Annotated in this window: 21 protein-coding genes; 16 read left to right on the top strand and 5 right to left on the bottom strand. The window is 35.4% G+C overall.

The window, feature by feature from the left end; all coding sequences use genetic code 11:
- The first annotated feature begins 37 nt into the window (after positions 1–37).
- The 10 genes from nuoF (at position 38) to ACQQ6V_RS00500 (ending at position 10,713) form a co-directional block, all read left to right on the top strand.
- Positions 38–1,393, top strand: a complete 1,356-nt coding sequence (gene nuoF / locus ACQQ6V_RS00545) for an NADH-quinone oxidoreductase subunit NuoF (protein WP_448843647.1) — start codon at positions 38–40, stop codon at positions 1,391–1,393.
- 1 nt (position 1,394) lies between these two features.
- Entirely contained in the window at positions 1,395–2,225 is an 831-nt protein-coding gene (locus ACQQ6V_RS00540) for a hypothetical protein (RefSeq protein ID WP_448843646.1), read from the top strand.
- A gap of 42 nt (positions 2,226–2,267) precedes the next feature.
- Positions 2,268–3,266, top strand: coding sequence for an NADH-quinone oxidoreductase subunit G (locus tag ACQQ6V_RS00535; protein WP_448843645.1), 999 nt, complete (start codon positions 2,268–2,270; stop codon positions 3,264–3,266).
- A 77-nt stretch (positions 3,267–3,343) separates the two neighbouring features.
- Positions 3,344–4,408, top strand: a complete 1,065-nt coding sequence (nuoH, locus tag ACQQ6V_RS00530; protein ID WP_448843644.1) for an NADH-quinone oxidoreductase subunit NuoH — start codon at positions 3,344–3,346, stop codon at positions 4,406–4,408.
- Positions 4,409–4,521: 113 nt separating this feature from the next.
- On the top strand, positions 4,522–5,061 hold the full coding sequence (locus ACQQ6V_RS00525) for a 4Fe-4S binding protein (protein WP_448843643.1): 540 nt from the start codon (positions 4,522–4,524) through the stop codon (positions 5,059–5,061).
- A gap of 2 nt (positions 5,062–5,063) precedes the next feature.
- Positions 5,064–5,561 carry an NADH-quinone oxidoreductase subunit J family protein gene (locus ACQQ6V_RS00520; protein WP_448843642.1) on the top strand — a complete coding sequence of 166 codons (498 nt, stop codon included), beginning with the start codon at positions 5,064–5,066 and terminating at the stop codon, positions 5,559–5,561.
- A 2-nt stretch (positions 5,562–5,563) separates the two neighbouring features.
- Positions 5,564–5,893 (top strand): NADH-quinone oxidoreductase subunit NuoK, encoded by a 330-nt coding sequence (gene nuoK, locus ACQQ6V_RS00515; RefSeq protein ID WP_448843641.1) that lies wholly within the window; start codon positions 5,564–5,566, stop codon positions 5,891–5,893.
- Between the two features lie 7 nt (positions 5,894–5,900).
- Entirely contained in the window at positions 5,901–7,796 is a 1,896-nt protein-coding gene (nuoL, locus tag ACQQ6V_RS00510) for an NADH-quinone oxidoreductase subunit L (protein WP_448843640.1), read from the top strand.
- 2 nt (positions 7,797–7,798) lie between these two features.
- Positions 7,799–9,307 carry a complex I subunit 4 family protein gene (locus ACQQ6V_RS00505; protein ID WP_448843639.1) on the top strand — a complete coding sequence of 503 codons (1,509 nt, stop codon included), beginning with the start codon at positions 7,799–7,801 and terminating at the stop codon, positions 9,305–9,307.
- Positions 9,308–9,324: 17 nt separating this feature from the next.
- On the top strand, positions 9,325–10,713 hold the full coding sequence (locus ACQQ6V_RS00500) for an NADH-quinone oxidoreductase subunit N (protein WP_448843638.1): 1,389 nt from the start codon (positions 9,325–9,327) through the stop codon (positions 10,711–10,713).
- Between the two features lie 52 nt (positions 10,714–10,765).
- Here ACQQ6V_RS00500 and ACQQ6V_RS00495 read toward each other — a convergent pair whose 3' ends face one another.
- Complete coding sequence (locus ACQQ6V_RS00495) at positions 10,766–11,758, bottom strand: LLM class flavin-dependent oxidoreductase (RefSeq protein WP_448843637.1); 993 nt, start codon at positions 11,756–11,758, stop codon at positions 10,766–10,768.
- Between the two features lie 146 nt (positions 11,759–11,904).
- Between ACQQ6V_RS00495 and aqpZ the strand changes: the two genes are divergently transcribed.
- Positions 11,905–12,627, top strand: a complete 723-nt coding sequence (gene aqpZ, locus ACQQ6V_RS00490) for an aquaporin Z (RefSeq protein WP_448843636.1) — start codon at positions 11,905–11,907, stop codon at positions 12,625–12,627.
- Positions 12,628–12,865: 238 nt separating this feature from the next.
- Here aqpZ and ACQQ6V_RS00485 read toward each other — a convergent pair whose 3' ends face one another.
- The 3 genes from ACQQ6V_RS00485 to ACQQ6V_RS00475 all read right to left on the bottom strand — a co-directional run bounded on the left by ACQQ6V_RS00485 (position 12,866) and on the right by ACQQ6V_RS00475 (position 15,165).
- Positions 12,866–13,855: a LuxE/PaaK family acyltransferase gene (locus ACQQ6V_RS00485; RefSeq protein ID WP_448843635.1), complete on the bottom strand. Its 990-nt coding sequence runs from the start codon at positions 13,853–13,855 to the stop codon at positions 12,866–12,868.
- Positions 13,856–13,867: 12 nt separating this feature from the next.
- Positions 13,868–14,635, bottom strand: coding sequence for a UDP-2,3-diacylglucosamine diphosphatase (locus tag ACQQ6V_RS00480; RefSeq protein WP_448843634.1), 768 nt, complete (start codon positions 14,633–14,635; stop codon positions 13,868–13,870).
- A gap of 86 nt (positions 14,636–14,721) precedes the next feature.
- Complete coding sequence (locus ACQQ6V_RS00475; RefSeq protein ID WP_448843633.1) at positions 14,722–15,165, bottom strand: 6-pyruvoyl trahydropterin synthase family protein; 444 nt, start codon at positions 15,163–15,165, stop codon at positions 14,722–14,724.
- 139 nt (positions 15,166–15,304) lie between these two features.
- Here ACQQ6V_RS00475 and hppD point away from each other — a divergent pair, with 139 nt between their 5' ends.
- The 5 genes from hppD to ACQQ6V_RS00450 are packed head-to-tail and all read left to right on the top strand — an operon-like array spanning position 15,305 to position 19,960.
- Positions 15,305–16,435 carry a 4-hydroxyphenylpyruvate dioxygenase gene (hppD, locus tag ACQQ6V_RS00470; protein WP_448843632.1) on the top strand — a complete coding sequence of 377 codons (1,131 nt, stop codon included), beginning with the start codon at positions 15,305–15,307 and terminating at the stop codon, positions 16,433–16,435.
- 17 nt (positions 16,436–16,452) lie between these two features.
- Entirely contained in the window at positions 16,453–16,920 is a 468-nt protein-coding gene (locus ACQQ6V_RS00465; protein WP_448843631.1) for a hypothetical protein, read from the top strand.
- An 11-nt stretch (positions 16,921–16,931) separates the two neighbouring features.
- Positions 16,932–18,185, top strand: coding sequence for a fumarylacetoacetase (gene fahA / locus ACQQ6V_RS00460; RefSeq protein WP_448843630.1), 1,254 nt, complete (start codon positions 16,932–16,934; stop codon positions 18,183–18,185).
- 29 nt (positions 18,186–18,214) lie between these two features.
- The gene (locus tag ACQQ6V_RS00455) at positions 18,215–19,039 is read left to right on the top strand and encodes a flavin reductase family protein (RefSeq protein ID WP_448843629.1); all 825 of its coding nucleotides are present in this window, start codon (positions 18,215–18,217) and stop codon (positions 19,037–19,039) included.
- Positions 19,040–19,960, top strand: a complete 921-nt coding sequence (locus ACQQ6V_RS00450; protein ID WP_448843628.1) for a M28 family metallopeptidase — start codon at positions 19,040–19,042, stop codon at positions 19,958–19,960.
- Positions 19,961–20,011: 51 nt separating this feature from the next.
- Here ACQQ6V_RS00450 and ACQQ6V_RS00445 read toward each other — a convergent pair whose 3' ends face one another.
- Entirely contained in the window at positions 20,012–20,482 is a 471-nt protein-coding gene (locus ACQQ6V_RS00445) for a Dps family protein (RefSeq protein WP_448843627.1), read from the bottom strand.
- Positions 20,483–20,510: the final 28 nt, after the last annotated feature.

The raw sequence follows: 20,510 nt of genomic DNA, 5'->3' as shown, positions 1-20,510 counted from the left end.
TCGAAGTGCAAAAGCCAATTGCAATAAGCATAATAAAATGAGTAAAAAACTTTTACTTAAAGACGCCCATGTAGAAGGCATCCGTTACTTCGAAACTTACCGCAAATGTGGTGGGTACGAAGCAGTAGAAAAAGCTTTCAAAATGACAACCGATGAAGTATTAGAAGAAGTAAAAGCTTCTGGACTTAGAGGTCGTGGAGGTGCTGGTTTCCCTACTGGGATGAAGTGGAGCTTCCTTGCAAAGCCAGAAGGCGTGCCGAGACACTTGGTGGTTAACGCCGATGAATCTGAGCCAGGTACTTTCAAAGATCGTTATCTGATGGAGTTTCTTCCGCATCTTTTGATAGAGGGAATGATTATTTCGTCTTATACATTAGGTTCTAATGTGTCGTATATCTACATCCGTGGAGAATATTCTTGGATTCCTGATATTTTAGAAGAAGCCATAGAAGAAGCAAAAGCAGCTGGTTTCTTAGGTAAAAACATCTTGGGAACTGGTTATGATCTAGAAATCTATGTACAACGTGGTGCTGGTGCTTACATCTGTGGAGAAGAAACAGCTTTGTTAGAATCTCTGGAAGGTAAAAGAGGTAACCCAAGATTAAAACCACCTTTCCCTGCTGTAAAAGGACTTTGGGAAAGACCAACAGTTGTTAATAACGTAGAAACTATTGCGGCAGTTGTTCCGATTATCAATATTACAGGGGCAGAATATGCTAAGATTGGTGTAGGCCGTTCTACAGGAACCAAATTAATTTCGGCTTGTGGAAACATTAACAAACCTGGCGTTTACGAAATTGATATGACCATTACCGTAGAAGAGTTTATCTATTCTGACGAATATTGTGGTGGTATCCCGAATGGTAAAAAATTAAAAGCTTGTATTCCTGGAGGTTCTTCAGTGCCAATTGTACCAGCTAATCTTTTATTAAAAACCATTAATGGCGAGCCTCGTTACATGAACTACGAATCTCTTTCTGATGGTGGTTTTGCAACAGGAACTATGATGGGATCTGGCGGTTTTATCGTTTTAGATGAAGATCAATGTGTTGTAGATCACACGATGACTTTAGCAAGATTTTATAATCACGAAAGTTGTGGACAATGTACGCCTTGCCGTGAAGGAACGGGTTGGATGTACAAAATCCTTAAAAAAATAGAAAAGGGACAAGGTAAAATGGAAGATATCGATCTACTTTGGGACATCCAGAGAAAGATTGAAGGCAACACCATTTGTCCTTTAGGAGATGCAGCGGCTTGGCCAGTTGCAGCGGCGATTAGACATTTCAGAGATGAATTCGAATGGCATGTTAATAATCCAGAACTTAGCCAAACTCAAAATTATGGCTTAGCAAACTATGCAGATCCAATCCCTGCAGTAGCAAGTAATTAAGATGAAAAAGATATTATTAACAATGTTCGGGTTAATGACTTTTGCGCAAGCATTCAGTCAAGAGCAGAACAACGATTCTTTAACCAAAAAAGGAAAAATATTTCTATTTTGGGGATGGAATACCGCTGCTTACAGTGACTCTAATATCCACTTTAGAGGAGAAGGTTACGATTTTACTTTGAGAAAAGTGAGCGCACATGATAGATTGACGCCTTTTACATTTAAAGATTATTTTGCGCCAGACAGTTGGACTATTCCTCAGACTAACGCTAGAATTGGTTATTTTGTTAAAGATAATGTTGCTATAGTTTTAGGATTAGACCACATGAAATATGTGATGGATCAAAATCAGACTGTAGGTATCAGCGGACATATTAATGATCCTAAATACGCATCAATGATCCAAAGTGGTCAAGCTGTTAATCTTACAGACGAGCAGTTTTTAACTTTTGAGCATACAGATGGTCTTAACTATATTAACGTTGGTGTAGAAAAATATACTAACATTAGTAAGTCTAAAGGTTTTGATTTAGAATTTGCTTATGGTGCTGGTGTAGGTGCTTTATTACCAAAAAGTAACGTAAAACTATTCGGGAACGAAAGAAGTGATCGTTTTCACTTAGCAGGTTTTGGAGCAGATGCAAGAGTGAGTTTCAATGCTATTTTTGCTAAACATGTCATGTTAAGATTAGAAGGTAAAGTAGGTTATATTAATATGCCTGATATCAAAACTACCCTTAACAACAAGCCTGATAAAGCCTCTCAAGATTTCTTGTTTGCACAGGCTAATTTAGGAATCGGATATATTTTCGGTTTAAAGAAAAAGAATTAATACAGGCTTTTGCCTTAATGATAAGCTTATAACAATAAGATAATGAGCGAAGAGATTAAAAAATTTAAAATAACCATCGACGGACAAACAACTGAAGTTTTGCCTGGCACTTCTATCTTAGAAGCCGCTAGACAAATCGGAGGAAAATCTGTGCCGCCTGCTATGTGTTATTATAGCACGCTAGAAACCAGCGGTGGTAGATGTAGAACGTGTCTAGTAGAAGTTTCTAAAGGTTCTGAAGCAGATCCTCGTCCAATGCCAAAACTAGTTGCCAGCTGTAGAACTGGTGTTATGGATGGTATGGAAGTTAAAAATCTAACTTCAGAAAAAGCACAAGAAGGCCGTAAAGCGGTAACCGAATTTTTATTATTAAATCATCCATTAGATTGTCCTGTTTGTGATCAAGCTGGAGAATGTCATCTTCAAGACTTAGGTTACGAGCATGGCGTGGATAGCACAAGAACAGAATTCGAAAGAAATACCTACGATGCAGACGATATCGGGCCATATATCAAATTAAATATGAACCGTTGTATTCTTTGTGCAAGATGCGTGTTGGCTGCTAATCAGTTAACTAATAAGAGAGAACACGGGATCTTGTTCCGTGGTGATCATGCCGAAATTTCGACGTATCTTAACAAGGCATTAGACAACGATTTTATAGGAAACGTTATTGATGTTTGTCCAGTTGGAGCCTTAACAGATAGAACGGCAAGATTTACAAGCAGAGTATGGTTTACCAATCCTGTTGATGCCTCTTGCAAATGTGGTAAATGTAGTGGTAAAGCTGTATTATGGATGAAAGGTGACGAGATTGTACGTGTTACTGGTAGAAAAGATCAGTATGGTGAAGTACAAGATTGGATATGTAACGAGTGTCGTTTCGAAAGAAAAGATGTAAAACATTGGAACATCGAAGGGCCAAGACATATCGACAGACATTCTGTAATTTCTTTAAATCATTATGAAAAGCCAAAAGACTATTACAGACAATTGGATAATCCTGATGCTAAAGAAATCGCTCAAAAAGACGAAATTTAATACGAAAATATGATATTTTGATCTTTTGATAATGAACATTAAGCTCATGTCAAATCTCAAATTTCAAATAAAATTTTATGGAATTACTTACTTTTAAATTAATTTTGGTTCTTGCCTTATTCTTGCTGGCTCTTACAGTTGCCGCCTACTCTACTTGGGCAGAACGTAAAGTGGCTGCGATTATGCAAGATCGTATCGGACCTAACCGTGCAGGGCCATTTGGGTTGTTACAACCTTTAGCAGATGGTGGAAAATTCTTTTTCAAAGAAGATTTTACACCTGCCAATGCAGAAAAATTCTTATTCGTTATCGGGCCAGCGTTAGTAATGTTTATTTCATTAATTACGGGTGCCGTTATCCCTTGGGGAAAAAGCTTAAATATTGGCGGACAATCTTTCGATTTACAAGTTGCCAATGTTGATGTTGGTGTATTGTACTTAATCGGTATGGTATCTATCGGCGTCTACGGTATTATGATTGGTGGTTGGGCTTCTAATAACAAATATTCTTTAATATCAGCCATTAGAGCATCTTCTCAAATGATTTCTTATGAATTGGCAATGGGATTATCGCTTCTGGCAATTATCTTAATGGCGGGTTCTTTGGATCTTAAAATCATTACAGAATCTCAAGGTCATGGTAAAATTTGGGGGTTTATCCCAGAAGTTTCTGGACTTAATTGGAATATCTTTTACCAACCAATAGCATTCTTAATTTTCTTCATTGCAGCATTAGCAGAGACTAACCGTCATCCATTTGATTTACCAGAATGTGAATCAGAATTGGTAACGGGTTATTCTACAGAATATTCTTCGATGAAATTAGGATTATTCATGTTTGGAGAATATGTTAACATGTTTATTTCTAATGCCTTAATTACGGTTTTATTCTTTGGAGGATTTAACTATCCTGGGATAGATTGGGTAACACAACATTGGGGAGAAAACGCAGCAGGAATATTAAGTGTTGTCGCATTCTTATCAAAAACAGTATTCGGGATTATCACGTTTATGTGGATAAGATGGACGCTACCAAGATTCCGTTATGACCAATTAATGCACCTTGGCTGGAAAACATTAATTCCGCTAGCTTTGGTTAATCTATTGGCGACTGGCGCAATGATGCTAATATTTGGAAATTAAAAAAATTGATAATATGATGATGTGATGATGTGATAATTGCTGAAATTTTAAAATTAAATTTTACTCTTTTAAGCTATAACATCTAACGTCTAACATCTAATATCTATAATTAAATGAAACTAACAAACAGATCAAAAGTTGTTTCTAACAAGAAAATGACTCTTAGTGAAAAAATCTACTTGCCTGCAATTGCAAAAGGCATGGCGATTACACTTAAGCATGCTGTAAAAACTGTCGTTAAAGGTGCGCCTTCTGTGCAATATCCAGAAGTGCAAAAACCTAGAGCCATCGTATGGCGCGGACAGCACGTCCTAAAACGTGACGACGAAGGCAGAGAGCGTTGTACTGCTTGCGGACTATGTGCCGTAGCATGTCCTGCAGAAGCGATTACGATGACCGCAGCAGAGCGCAAAAAAGATGAAAAACATCTTTACAGAGAAGAAAAATATGCAGAAATCTATGAGATAGATATGCTACGTTGTATCTTCTGTGGTATGTGCGAAGAAGCATGTCCTAAGCAAGCCGTTTTCTTAACAGATAGATTGGTAGATGTAGAGCAGATCCGTACAGATTTTGTCTATGGTAAGGATAAGTTAGTGGAGAAGATCAATGAAAGAATTGATATTACAGAACGTCAAAAGAAAACGTATTAAGAATGGATCAGATATTATTTTTCACAGTTGCTTTTATTGCAATTCTTAGTGCTGTGTATTTTGTATTTGCAAAAAATCCATTATACAGTATTTTGTCTTTAATTGTAACATTTTTCAGTATTGCTGGGATGTATATTTTGTTAAATGCTCAATTCTTAGGCATTGTACAGATTATTGTCTATGCAGGAGCAATTATGGTATTGTTCTTATATGTATTAATGATGCTTAATCTTAATCCAAAAGACGAAAGTAAGAAACAAAACCTTCCTAAGTTTATCGGTATTTTCACTGTTTGTATCCTTTTTATCGGGATGTTAGGTGCATATAAAGGTCTTAGCGGAAAAACAACAGCATTAGCTAATGCAGATTCTTCTGTTGGATTGACGAAGAACTTAGGTCACTTATTATTTAACGAGTATGTTTTACCTTTTGAGCTGGCTTCAGTTCTTATTTTTGCAGGTATTATAGGTGCTGTATTAATTGGTAAAAAAGAATTATAACAATGGGAGAAGTTAATTCATTTATACAAAATGTACCGATAGAATATTTTATTATTCTTAGTACGATTATGTTTTGTCTGGGTGTTTTGGGTGTATTAATCCGAAAAAATGCCATCATTATATTAGGCTGTGTAGAGTTAATGCTTAACTCTGTTAACCTATTACTCGCAGCATTTTCTGCATACAGAGGAGATAGCCACGGACAATTATTAGTATTTTTTATCATGGTAGTTGCCGCAGCAGAAGTAGCTGTAGGATTAGCAATTATCGCCATGATGTACAGAAATACAAAATCTGTGGACGTCAGTATTTTTAATAAATTAAGAGGATAATTATAGAATGGAAAATTTAATTTACGCAATTATACTTTTACCATTAGCAGGTTTCCTTATCAATGGACTTTTTGGGAAGAAATTACCAAAAATGTTAATTGGAGGATTGGCAACATTAGTCGTTTTTGGTTCATTCCTTATTGCTGTTAGCATCTTTTTAGGAATGAAATCAGACAGCGCACCTGTTATCGTAAAAGCATTTGAATGGTTTAAAGTGAATGGAATGCAGGTTAACTTCGGTTTCCAAGTGGATCAATTATCAATTATGATGGTGATGATCATTACAGGAATTGGATCGTTAATCCATTTGTATTCTATCGGCTACATGAGCCATGACAAAGGATTTTATAAATTCTTTACTTATCTTAATCTCTTTATCTTCTCAATGTTACTATTGGTATTGGGAAGCAACTATCTAATCCTGTTTATTGGTTGGGAAGGTGTAGGACTTTGTTCTTATCTATTGATCGGTTTCTGGTACGAAAATGAAGAATACGGTAAAGCAGCAAGAAAAGCTTTCATAATGAACCGTATTGGTGACCTTGGTCTACTAATCGGAATCTTCGCGATTGCTTATCACCTTAACGCTATCGACTTCTTAAGCGTTGCTGAGAATTCTTCAAAATTTGAATTAGACGGTTCTGCAATAATCTTCATCACGATAAGTTTATTTATTGGTGCAATGGGTAAATCTGCTCAGGTGCCATTATTTACTTGGTTACCAGATGCGATGGCTGGACCGACTCCAGTTTCGGCATTAATCCATGCTGCAACAATGGTTACAGCGGGTATCTACCTAGTGGTAAGATCTAACTTCTTATATTCTTTAGCTCCTACAACGCTTAACTTTATTTTGTTTATCGGTATTGCAACTGCATTAATTGCTGCATTTATCGGACTAAGACAAAATGACATCAAAAAAGTACTAGCCTACTCTACGGTTTCTCAGTTAGGCTTTATGTTTATTGCTTTGGGCGCTGGTGCTTATACTACTGGTATGTTCCATGTGATGACGCACGCTTTCTTCAAGGCTTTGTTGTTCCTAGGAGCAGGTTCTGTCATCCACGCGATGAGCGGAGAACAAGATATGCGTTTTATGGGAGGCTTAAGAAAGAAAATCCCAGTAACGTATTGGACATTCTTAATCGGTACTTTAGCCATCTGTGGTGTGCCACCATTGTCTGGGATGATTTCTAAAGACGAAATTTTAACGACAATCTACGCAAAGAGCCCAATTCTTTGGGGATTAACATTGTTTAGTGCAGCTTTAACAGCTATCTATATGTTCCGTTTATTGTTTTTAACCTTCTTTGGAGATTTCCGAGGGACAGAAGAGCAAAAGAAACATGTGCATGAGAGTCCTATCAGCATGACTTTACCTTTAGTTGTGTTAGCGGTTCTTTCAGCAATTGGTGGATTTATCAATCTTCCTCACTTTATCGGACATGGCGAATATCAAAAATTAGCACAATGGTTAGATACAATCTACATGTACGATGTAAAACATCCTGAGATTCCTTTTAATGTTGAAATGATATTGTTAGCCTTAACTATTATTATGGTAGTGGTTATATTCTTTGTGGTAAAAAACATCTATGTTGCTAAGAAAAAAGTAGCTTTACCAGAAGAAGAGTATACAGGCTGGGAAAGATTATCGGCTAAGAAATTGTTTATTGACGAAATATATAATGCTTGTATTGTTAAGCCTGTAGAAGGATTGGGCAAGGCAGCATCTATGTTTGATAAGTCAGTTTTAGATCCTATTGTAACCTTTATAGGTTTGGGCGCTGCCGATTCTGGTAGAGCGGCAAAAAGACTTCAAAATGGTAAAGTAGAAAATTACGTTTTGATTATGGCTTTGGCAATCGGAATTATATTAATTGTTAACTTTTTATTGAAATAGTAATGTCATATTTATTAACACTATTACTATTACCTTTGGTAGGTTCTGCATTGGTATTTGCTTGGAGAAATTCTTCTAGCAAGCATCTTGCCTTGGCGATAGCTTTTATACAAATGTTTTTAGCATTCTTTATGTTGAGTCAATTTAACTTTGAACCAACTGTAGACTCTGCTTTACAATACGAAATTACCTATCCTTGGTTTCAGTTTATCAAAAGCACATTGCATTTTGGTATAGACGGCATGAGCATGTTATTGGTAATCTTGACCAACATCTTGGTACCACTAATTATTTTATCTTCTTACAACGAGAATAAAGCTTACTCTAATAATTTCTACGCGTTAATATTGTTAATGCAGTTTGGGTTAATCGGAGTATTTACCTCATTAGATGGTTTATTATTCTACATCTTCTGGGAAGTAACTCTAATCCCAATTTGGTTTATTGCTGGACTTTGGGGGCAAGAAGACAAAAGAATTAAATTTACAACGAAATTTTTCGTGTATACTTTTGTTGGATCTTTATTTATGTTGCTTGGATTAATCTATGTCTATGCGCAGCCTACAACGGCGTCTTTCGCATTAACGGATCTATACAACTCTGGTCTTGGTCTTAATGAGCAAATTGTTGTATTCTGGTTTATCTTCTTTGCATTCGCAGTTAAGTTACCTATTTTCCCTTTCCATACGTGGCAGGCGGATACTTATACTTACTCGCCAACACAAGGATCGATGTTATTATCTGGGATTATGCTTAAGATGGCAATCTTTGGAGTATTAAGGTATTTGTTACCTATTACACCATTAGCAATTGGAGGTATTTCTGGAGAGATTGTTATTATTCTTGCAGTAATTGGCGTAATCTATGGTGCATTAATTGCCTTGGTTAATAATGATTCTAAAAGGATTATTGCCTTTTCTTCATTATCTCACGTTGGATTAATGGTTGCAGGTATTTTTGCTTCTGCAGTATTAACTGTAAGATACGGAGTACCAGGAAAAATAATGATTGAAGGTGCAGAAGGTGCATTGGTACAGACTTTCGCTCACGGTATTAATATCGTTGGATTATTTTATTGTGCTGATATTCTTTATAAAAGATTTAAAACTAGAGATATTCGTCAGATGGGAGGTTTAGCTAAAGTAGCTCCAAAATTTGCAGTCTTATTCATGGTAATTCTTTTAGGATCAACCGCAGTACCATTAACTAATGGTTTTATCGGTGAATTTATATTATTAAAATCTGTTTTTGATTATAACATATTAATGGGTGCATTATCTGGATTAACTCTAATCCTATGTGCTGCTTATATGTTAAGATTATACGGAAAAGCCATGTTCGGGAAAGCTGATGAAACAGTTTTATCTACTGCAAAAGATCTTTCTGGCGTTGAGTTTTCTGTCTTAGCAAGTTTAGCTGTGTTTGTAATTTTGATGGGTATTTTCCCTCAAGTTATTATTGATATGGTGCAGAGTTCGTTGAAGTTTATCTACTTATCGATGATAGGTTAAATTGATATTTTTAAGAAATGAGTGTTTTTATAGTATTATTCCTAACAGCTGTCTTAGCGTTATTTTCTGGAGTTTTTAACCAAGGAAAATATGCAAGATATATTGGGATTGCAGGGTTATTAGCGGCTTTATATGTAAGTTATCTTCCAGAATGCGAATTCTTTTCGGCATATAAAAATATGTACGATTACGGAACTAACGCTGCGCTTTTTGCCAAAATATCCATTGTAACAACTTTACTTTTGTTTTTCATTGCAGGTTTTGCATTCAGTAATCACAGAAGTCATCAATCAGAATTATATGCCTTAATGTTAATCTCATTAGCAGGTGGCGTGGTATTATTTGGCTTCCAAAATTTGGTAACATTATTTATCGGCATAGAAATTTTATCTATACCATTATATGTATTAGCAGGAAGTAACAAGACAGACTTGCGCTCTACAGAAGCTTCTATGAAGTACTTCTTGATGGGAGCATTTGCAACAGGTTTCTTGTTATTCGGTATTGCTTTGGTGTACGGCTCTTCTGGGACTTTTGATCTTTATCAGCTAAGTGCTTTTTCTCTTAACAACCCGAAAAATCCTATGTTAATCGTTGGTTCTATTTTAATATTATCAGCAATGGCTTTCAAAGTATCTTTGGCGCCTTTCCACATGTGGAGCCCAGATGTATACCAAGGTGCACCATCACTAATAACGGCCTTTATGGCAACAGTTGTTAAGATATCAGGTTTCTTTGCATTCTTCAAAATTATGACTATTGGTTTCGGAGGTATCGTAGGAGAATGGATTAATATAGTAGGTGTATTAGCTATAATTACGTTACTATTAGCTAACGTAATGGGCTTGGTACAATCTAATGCAAAACGTATGTTGGCTTATTCTAGTGTATCGCATGCAGGCTATATCGCGTTAATCTTCTTTGGGATGAATAATATGTCACCTTATAACCTAGCCTTTTATCTTTTTGCTTATGCTTTATCTACAATTGGAGTCTTTATGGCGCTTATCTGGGTAGAAAAAGTAAAAAGAGAAACCTCTTTCGAAGCTTTTAAAGGATTAGGAAAATCACATCCACTATTAGCAATTGTAGCAGCAATATCTATGATATCTATGGCTGGTATCCCATTAACAGCTGGTTTTATGGCTAAGTTTTCGGTCTTTAACCAAGCGATACAAGGAGATGCTGTTTTCTTAGTACTCGTAGCAGTATTAGGATCTGCATTAAGTATTGCCTATTATTTGAGATTAATAATTGCGATGTTCTTTCACAAAGAAAGTACTTTTAATACTTCAGAAAAAGTAAGTCTAACTTACAATATTGTCGCTATATTTATTATACTTGCAATTGTAAGTCTAGGTGTATATCCAGATTTATTTACCCAACAATTTGGATTAAAATTATAAAAAAAAAGCTTCAGAATATTCTGAAGCTTTTTTTTGCTAAAAATTGAGAAAACTAAATTGACTGTAAAACCTCAGCAGCAATCTCGTAAGAATGCAACTTGGCTTCAAAATCAAAAATTCCGGCTGATACAATAACCTCATCAATTTTATTTAATGTCACAAAATTGGATAATTTTTCTTTCAAGGATACTTTATCTCCAACAAAAGTCTTAGCCGTCATTCTATTAAGATGAACCGCTAACTCATTAGACAATTGATCCAATTGCGTCTCTTCTGGTGGTAAAAGTGGCTGACGTTGATCTGTTAATATATTTACAAATGATTGAAAATGTGACAATGATAAGTACTGTGCCTCTTCTACTGTATCTGCAGCAATAATATTAATACAAACCATTTTGTATGGTTTTTCTAAAATATCAGAAGATGTGAAATGCTCCTCATAAATCTCGAAAGCTACTTCCATCTGAGATGGTGCAAAATGGGCAGCAAATGCATAAGGCAAACCTAATTTAGCGGCTAAAAATGCGCTTTCTGTAGAAGATCCCAAAATATATAAAGGCACATCTGCACCTTCACCAGGAATGGCTCTAACTTTGGACTTAGAGTTTTCTAAGCTCATATATCGTCTTAATTCCTGAATATGAAATTCAAAATTATAACTACTTTCTGCTTGATTTCGTCTTAAAATAGAAGCGGTAAGACTATCTGTACCTGGTGCACGACCTAACCCCAAATCTATCCGTCCTGGATATAATCCATCCAAAGTCCCGAACTGCTCTGCAATAGATAATGTGGTATGATTAGGCAACATAATTCCGCCAGAACCAACTCGCAACGTTTTAGTCTGCGATGCAACATGACCAATTAATATAGAAGTGGCTGCACTTGCCACATTAGGAAAATTATGATGTTCTGAAAACCAATAACGTGTATAGCCGAGATTTTCTACTTTTTGGGCTGCTTTTACAGATTTCGCAAAAGTTGTTGCAATATCATCACCTTTAACAATAGTAGCCAAATCTAACACCGAATATTTTAATGACATAATCTTTTTATATTTATTGAAATTTAATCGTCAAAAACCAAACCATTATAAATAATATTAAACAATTTGAAATATTGACAAAAAGTATTTTTTTCGATTAATATTTTTTATACCTTAGATAGATTAAAAAAATACAAAATAAAATTATGACAAAAAAATTATTCGCTGAATTTTTCGGCACATTTTGGCTCGTGTTCGGAGGTTGTGGTAGTGCAGTTTTTGCTGCTGGCGTACCAGATATCGGCATAGGGCTTTTAGGCGTTGCCCTAGCTTTTGGTCTTACTGTATTAACAATGGCTTATGCTATGGGACATATTTCTGGTGGACATTTTAATCCTGCTGTGTCTTTTGGACTTTTGGCAGGTGGCAGATTTTCTGTTAAAGATCTTGTTCCTTATGTTGTATCTCAATGTTTAGGTGCGATTGCTGCAGCTGGTTGTCTGTATGCTATTCTTAATGGTGCAGGTGCATTTTCTGCAGAAGGTCCTGGCGCTTTTGCTACCAACTTCTATGATATGCCAGGCTACCAAGGCAGAAGCTATAGCTTATTGGCTGCTTTTCTGACAGAGTTTTTATTAACATTATTCTTTGTAATCATCATAATGGGAGCAACAGACAAATGGGCGAATGGTAAATTTGCTGGTATTGCAATTGGTCTTGCGTTAACGTTAATTCACTTAATATCCATCCCTATTACTAATACGTCTGTAAATCCTGCGAGATCATTATCTCAAGCAGTTTTTGTTGGTGGACAAGCGATGAGCCAGCTTTGGTTATTCTGGGTAGCACCAATATTAGGCGGAATTGTTGGCGGATTAATCTATAAATTCTTACTTCAAAAAAATGATGACGAAGTTGTAGCTTCGTAAGTCCTTTTTGTTAAATAATATTAAACCTGAGAACTTAGTTTTCAGGTTTTTTTATGGCAAATGAAATGCTGAGAATAAGCTGATTTTCTTATCAGAAAAACTGAATTTTATCACTACTCTGCGGCCGGGATAGTAAGGGCGCGAGGGAAACGAGCGGTCTGAAGAAATATGCGGAGAAAGCTTCGGCTTCTGAAGACGAAACCCCAGCATAGCCCGAAATGCCGCCCAAAAAATTATCTTAAGACACCAATAAGCTACAACCTCTTATATCGGAATGATCGATACGACCCAAAACTTGGAAAAACCCATGCTCCATCTTGCCCAAATCTTGCGTGGCAATAAAGCTGCAAGAGTGACGATTGGCAAGGTCTATGATGTTGATAGCGCCAGTCCTACCATTTTGCATGTAAGAAAATGGATCTTCGGTGTTTCTAATCATAATACGCATCCAAGAAGGACTTTGATACTGATTATCACCCAAAGAATAAGCTTGCGATAAGAGCTCCGTCATAGAATATTCTGAATACACTTTTTTGGTATTAAAGTTATCCTGAAGAATTGCCAACAATTGATCTTTTGTCATTTCTTCTTTACGGCCTTTCATACCGCCAGTTTCTATAATCGTAAGATTTTCAGAAGCTTGAATGGTGTGAGAATTAGCCTCACAAAAATCTAAAAAGTCTAGCAAAGCAAAAGAAACACCGAACAAAATAACCTTCTTATTTTCGGTATTAAGCTGATTAAGAACGTCTAATAATTCTTGGTGATTATACAGGAAATAGCCGTTTTCTGGCTTCCCAGATTGTCTCATAAGATAATCTACCATGTGAATTAAGGAAGAATTTTGCTTTTCCAAATAACTCGGCAACAATCCTAAGAATATAAAATCTTCTGGCTCTCCCATAAATTGCTGAAAGCTTTTAGAAATACTTTCCTCATACATATTAACGTCTGCAATCCAATGTCTAGAAAGCGTCGCTTGCGTTGTACCAGAACTTTGAAAGTATAAATCTGTGGTTTTATTTTGATCTAAAACTTGATGATTTTTGAACATTTCTATCGGTAAAAAAGGAATCTCTTCTAAGCTAGAAATAGCATTAACATCTCGTCCAAGATAATCTACAAATTTCTGATAGACTTCTATATTTTGATATTGAAATCTAAAGGTTTCTAAAGCTTTTTCTAAAAAATCAGCTTCAGTTTTTATGTTGAATATAGAATTGGTCATAAGAATAAGCTTTTAGGCTTCGTAGCTGTTAAGATGAAAATCGTTGCCATCAAAAACACCATAAGTAAAATAAGAAATCCAATCGCCAAGGTTGATATATTTAGAATGTTGTTCTAAATCTAAAATCATCGGCAAATGTCTGTGCCCGTATACGAAATAGTCAATTTTTTCGGTTTCTAATTTTTTCTTTGAATATAAAATTAAAAATTCCTTGTCTTCTCCCAAAAACTGCTTGTCTTCTTCACCAGAAATCATTTTGTTTTTCTGAGACATATACAATGCAATTTTCATCGCGATGTCAGGATGCAACCATCGGAAAAACCATTGTGCTACAGGATTGGTAAATAATTTTTTCATTCTTTTATAACCAATATCGCCAGGTCCTAGACCATCGCCATGTGCCAAAAGAAATGTTTTACCAGAAATATTATAATATCTTTTATCAAAATAAACAGGAATCCCCAACTCTTCATCAAAGTAATTCTTCATCCACAAATCATGATTGCCGACAAAGAAATAAACATCAATTCCAGAATCTTTCAATTCTGCAATTTTGCCCAAAACACGGATATAACCTTTTGGGACAACGTGTTTCCACTCATGCCAAAAATCAAATAAATCGCCCATCAAGAATAATACTTGTGCATCTTCTTTGATCTCATTAAGCCATCGGATGAATCGATCTTCTCTGACTTTACTGGACTCAACATCTGGCGCTCCGAAATGCTGATCGGACGCAAAATATATTTTCTTTCCTGGTAAAAGTTGAATGTCTGTCATGTCAATGTTAGAAAATAGATGTTAGATTTTAGATAAAAAAGAAATGAATAATTATCAAATTACCAAATCGATCAATTAGTAAATCATTAGTTTTCTTCTGCTAACCATTCTCCGTAAGAGTTTTCGGTTTCGTGCAGTTTAAGATAAACCAATTGAATATTTTCTGGCAAGCGAGATTTTATCTTTGCAGCAATATCGTACAACATATTTTCGCAAGTTGGCTGGTAATCACAGAAAATAACCTGATGTCCTTCATTAGCAAGATTATCACCAAGAATCTTATGAGGCGATAAGCCATTAACTAAAACAGAATGGTCAAAAAGATCTACAACTTCTTCTTTTACGATTTTCTTGATATCACCAAAGTCTACAACCATTCCGTTTTTGACATTATCCATATCGTTAATAGGATTTCCTTTAACGGTTACAAATAATTTATAAGAATGTCCATGCATATTTTTGCACTTACCATCATAGTTGTAAAGAACATGAGCGGTCTCAAAAGTAAAAATTTTCGTGATTCTAATCATGATGCAAAGATAAGGAATTAAATAAAATGAAAATGTTAAAGTCATCTTCACAATAAGATCTACTGAGCATAAATTAGATTTTTATAAAAGGCTAAAAATTCGTAATTTGGCGCATAAGAATAACAAAAAACAATAAAAAATGTCAACACTAACCTTTGCCGAAAAGATTGCTCAGGCAGAAAATTTTCTTCCGATTAATGGGACTGATTACATTGAGTTTTATGTAGGAAATGCAAAACAAGCTGCACATTTTTATAAGACAGCATTTGGCTTTCAAACTGTAGCTTATGCAGGACCAGAAACAGGCGTTAGAGATCGCGCATCTTATGTCTTGCAACAAGGCAAAATAAGATTAATCCTAACCACTGGTCTTAACTCTGACTCTCCAATTTCTGAACATGTCAAAAAACATGGCGATGGTGTAAAGGTATTAGCACTTTGGGTAGATGACGCTTACAAGGCCTTTGAGGAAACGACTAAAAGAGGTGGAAAACCATATCTAGAGCCTGTTACATTAACAGACGAACATGGCGAAGTTAAGATGTCTGGCATCTATACTTACGGAGAAACTGTGCATATGTTTGTCGAAAGAAAAAATTACAATGGTCCTTTCATGCCAGGTTATGAAAAATTAGAGAGTGATTATAACCCATCAGAAACGGGGCTTCTCTATGTAGATCATTGTGTAGGTAATGTCGGCTGGGACAGAATGCTTCCTGTTGTGCAGTGGTATGAAGACGTAATGGGATTTGTTAATATCTTATCTTTTGATGACAAACAAATTAATACAGAATATTCTGCATTGATGTCCAAAGTGATGTCCAATGGCAATGGATTTGCAAAATTCCCGATTAACGAACCTGCAGAAGGCAAGAAAAAATCTCAAGTTGAAGAATATCTTGATTTCTATGAAGGCGAAGGTGTACAACATATTGCCGTAGCAACCAAAGATATTATCCACACTGTGACTGAGCTTAAAAAACGTGGGGTAGAATTTCTTTCTGCACCGCCAGAAGCCTATTATGACATGATCCCAGAGCGTGTTGGCAGCATTGATGAAGATATTAAAAAACTTCAAAATCTAGGTATCCTTGTTGATCATGACGAAGAAGGTTATTTATTACAAATTTTCACAAAACCCGTTGAAGATCGCCCTACTCTATTCTTCGAAATTATAGAAAGACATGGCGCACAGAGTTTTGGTGCTGGTAATTTCAAAGCACTATTTGAGGCTTTAGAAAGAGAACAAGAAAAAAGAGGAAATCTCTAAAAACATAAAAAAACACAATGAAAAAATTATTACTTTTTTGTGCATTAACCGTTGCTTATTCCGGCGTTGATGCACAAAATTTCGGCTCATTAGATGCCATTATTCAAAAGCTGGAAAAGCGAAATAAGAACAATAAAAATGCAGTCGATTATAGCATTCAGAATAAGAAGTTTGTTAATCTTCAAAGTTTTGATGATCATGATGAACGCCATATTATTGAGTTTAACAATGATAATTCGATTACATTAATAGAGTTGTTTGATGACAAAAGCACTGGACAATCTTCTTCTAATATTTTTTCGGGAGATTTTGTTAGGAAAAATAATATCATATCTATAAGAGCTGATAAATTAGAAGGTCAGAAAATAGCAATTCCGGTAACTCATATGTTTTACTTAATGAATGTAAAAGATATCTGGTATCTAAAAGACATGAATAATAACCTCCGTTGGATAGAAAATAATTCCCTCGGAAAAAAGAAATAAACCACTACCTTATGAAAACATTTGTAGACTACGCATCAGAAAGCGATTTTTCCATTCATAATATCCCTTTTGGTGTTGCCGTTTTTAATAGAGAATATATTGCTTGTGCTACAAGAATTGGAGATCTCGTTGTAGACTTGGCAGGCTTGTATGACTTAGGATATTTTGATGATATTGATGGTATCAAGGAAAATGTTTTCGAAGCTTATACCCTTAATGAATTTATAGAACTTGGGAAACCTGTTACTAATGCTGTAAGAGAAAAAATCCAAACTTTATTATTAGAAGATTCTCCATTAGCTAATGATGAGAAAACCAAAGAAGACTGCTTTTTTGATTTGGATGAGATACAGATGATTATGCCATTGCATATTCCTAATTATACAGATTTTTACAGTAGCATTCAGCACGCTACCAATGTTGGCATCATGTTTAGGGATCCTGCCAACGCTTTATTACCTAACTGGAAACACCTTCCTGTAGGTTACCATGGTAGAGCATCTTCTATTATTGTGTCTGGTAATGATATACAAAGACCTGTTGGACAGATAAAACCCCCAACTGCAGAACAGCCTATCTTTAGTGCAAGTCAGCAATTGGATTTCGAGTTAGAAATGGCTTTCGTGATTAATAAAAACACAGAACTTGGACAGCACATTCCAATTGAAGAAACCGAAGATGCCATTTTTGGAATGGTTATTTTTAATGATTGGTCGGCAAGAGATATTCAATCTTGGGAATATGTTCCGTTGGGCCCATTTCTTGGGAAAAACTTCGGATCGAGCATTTCGCCTTGGATAGTTACTTTAGAAGCTCTTAATCCTTTCAGAACAGAGTCTCCGAAGCAAGAACCAGAAGTTTTGGATTATTTAAAATTTGAAGGAAACAAAAATTATAACATCAATCTAGAAGTTTATTTAAAGCCAGAAAACGGCGAAGACAACTTGATTTCTGAGAGCAATTATAAATTCATGTATTGGAATATGTGCCAGCAATTGGCGCATCACACCGTTAATGGTTGTAATATAGAAGTTGGCGATATCTACGCAAGTGGCACCATTTCTGGTGAAGAAGCCAAGTCTTACGGATCTATGCTGGAGCTAACTTGGAGAGGTCAAAATCCAATTACTTTGTCCAACGGCGAAGAAAGAAAATTCATCCAAGATCATGACACTGTAACCATGAAAGCTTGGGCAGAAAAAGATGGCGTAAGAGTTGGTTTCGGAGATGTGAGTGGTAAGATTTTACCTGCAAGATCTATTTAATTCAATTCAAAAAAAGTTAAAATTTTTAAATGAAAATAGTAGATCCAAAAGATATCAATTCTGTACAATTGCAAAGTATTTTGCAAACTGCGATTGCACCACGACCAATTGCATTGGCAAGTACGATTAACAAAAACGGTGAGGTTAACCTTTCGCCGTTCAGTTTTTTCAATATGTTCAGTACACGTCCGCCAGTTATCATATTTTCGCCTTCCAGAAGAGTGCGAGATAACACAACCAAACATACGCTGGAGAATCTGCTAGAAGTCCCAGAGGTTGTGATTGGCAATGTTAATTTTGACATGGTACAACAAGTTTCTTTGGCAAGTACAGAATATGATGACGGCGTTAACGAATTTACTAAGTCGGGATTTACAATGAAACCGGCAACATTAGTAAAACCGCCATTAATTGCAGAATCTCCTGTTAATTTCGAATGTAAAGTTTTAGAAATAAAATCTCTTGGAGAAGAAGGTGGCGCAGGAAATCTTGTGATTGCCGAGATTGTAAAAATCCATATCCAAGAACAATTCCTGAATGATGAAGGACAGTTGGATCAGGCAAAATTAGATCTTGTCGCAAGATTGGGAGCCAATTACTATTCTAGAAACAACGAGAATAATCTGTTTGAAGTTCCGAAACCTTTGGTAACAAAAGGCATTGGCTACGATCAACTTCCGGAAATGATAAAGTCCAGCTCAGTTTTCACAGGAAATAACTTAGGAATGTTAGCGAACATCGAAGAATTATCAGGAACTGAATTTCATGCTGATGAAGATATTCACAGAGAAGCTCAAAAGGAACTTCATCAAAATCAAATCGAAAAAGCTTGGCAACTATTAAAAATTAATTAAATGAAAAAAATCTGCACCATCCTTCTTATTAGCACGTTCGGACTTTCTTTTTCTCAGGAAATTAAAGAAGACAGAATTAAAGATATCATCACAACATTAGCTTCTGATGAGATGAAAGGTCGAAAAATAGGAACCGAAGAAAACATGAAAGCCGCAGAATATATCGCGGAACAATTCAAGAAAAACAAATTAGATTATTGCTACGGAAGTTCTTATCTCGTACCTTTTCATTATAAAGATGAAATGTATTTCAATGTTTGTGCGATAAAAAAAGGTAGCGGAAAAGATGTGATTGCTTTCGGAGCGCATTTTGACCATATCGGTACTAAAGAAACTGGCGAAGACAAGATTTATAATGGCGCCGATGACAATGCCAGTGGTACAGCTGCTGTGATTGCTCTATCTGATTATTACAAAGACAGAAAAGATAATTACTCTTATCTATTTATTGGTTTTAATGCTGAAGAAATTGGATTAGTTGGGTCAAAAAATTTAGCAGCAAGTGGTGAATTTCAAAAGTATATTCCCAACATCAAAGCTTTATTTAACTTCGAAATGATTGGTACTAAGTCAGAATTTGGTGCTAACAAGTTATTTATGACTGGCGACAATCTGTCAGATCTTGATGAATTGATTAACGCTAATGCTGTTAATGATTTTAAAATCGTACCAGATCCTTATCTATCTCAACAATTATTTTACAGATCAGATAATGCCAATTTTTTCAAAAAAGGAATTATTGCCCATTCTCTTTCTACCGTCGATATGAATACGCAGAACCATTACCATCAAGTTAATGATGATATCTCTGTAATTGATGTCAAAAATCTGACTAACATTGTCAATAGTTTTGCAAAAACCTTGGATAAAACTCTCAAAAAGGATTTCAACCCAAAATACAACGATCAGATTAAGAAATAAAAAAACAGTAGCAAATTGCTACTGTTTTTTTTTTATGATAAGATTAGGATATTATCTAATATGAGCTCTTAGCATCCAAGCTTGTTTCTCATGTTTTTCTAACAATGCTGTTAAGAAATCTTCTGTCCCAAAATCTAAAGTACCTTCCATACTATCAATGCTTTCTCTTAGGTAAACAATAATAGACTCATGGTCACTTAACAATTCTTTGATAAAACCAACACTGTCGTTTTTCTCAAATTTCTTCTCAGAAAGATGTGTAATGCCTAGATATTCTTTAAGCGTTGCTGGCGCATAATGTCCAATTTGTCTAATACGCTCTGCAATATCATCAATATTGGTTTCTATCTCGCCATATTGACTTTCAAAAAACAAATGCATGCTGTGAAAATCAGCACCTTCTACATTCCAATGGGCATTTCTTGTTTTGGTGTAAAGGATAAATTCGTCCGCTAATAGAATTGATAAGTTTTCTGCAATTTCTTCGGTTTTGTTAGGTGTAATTCCAATTTTAGTTTTCATAATAAATATTTTAATTAATTAATTTCTT

The organism is Chryseobacterium electrogenes (assembly GCF_053553015.1).
This window is presented reverse-complemented; position numbering and strand designations above follow the sequence as displayed.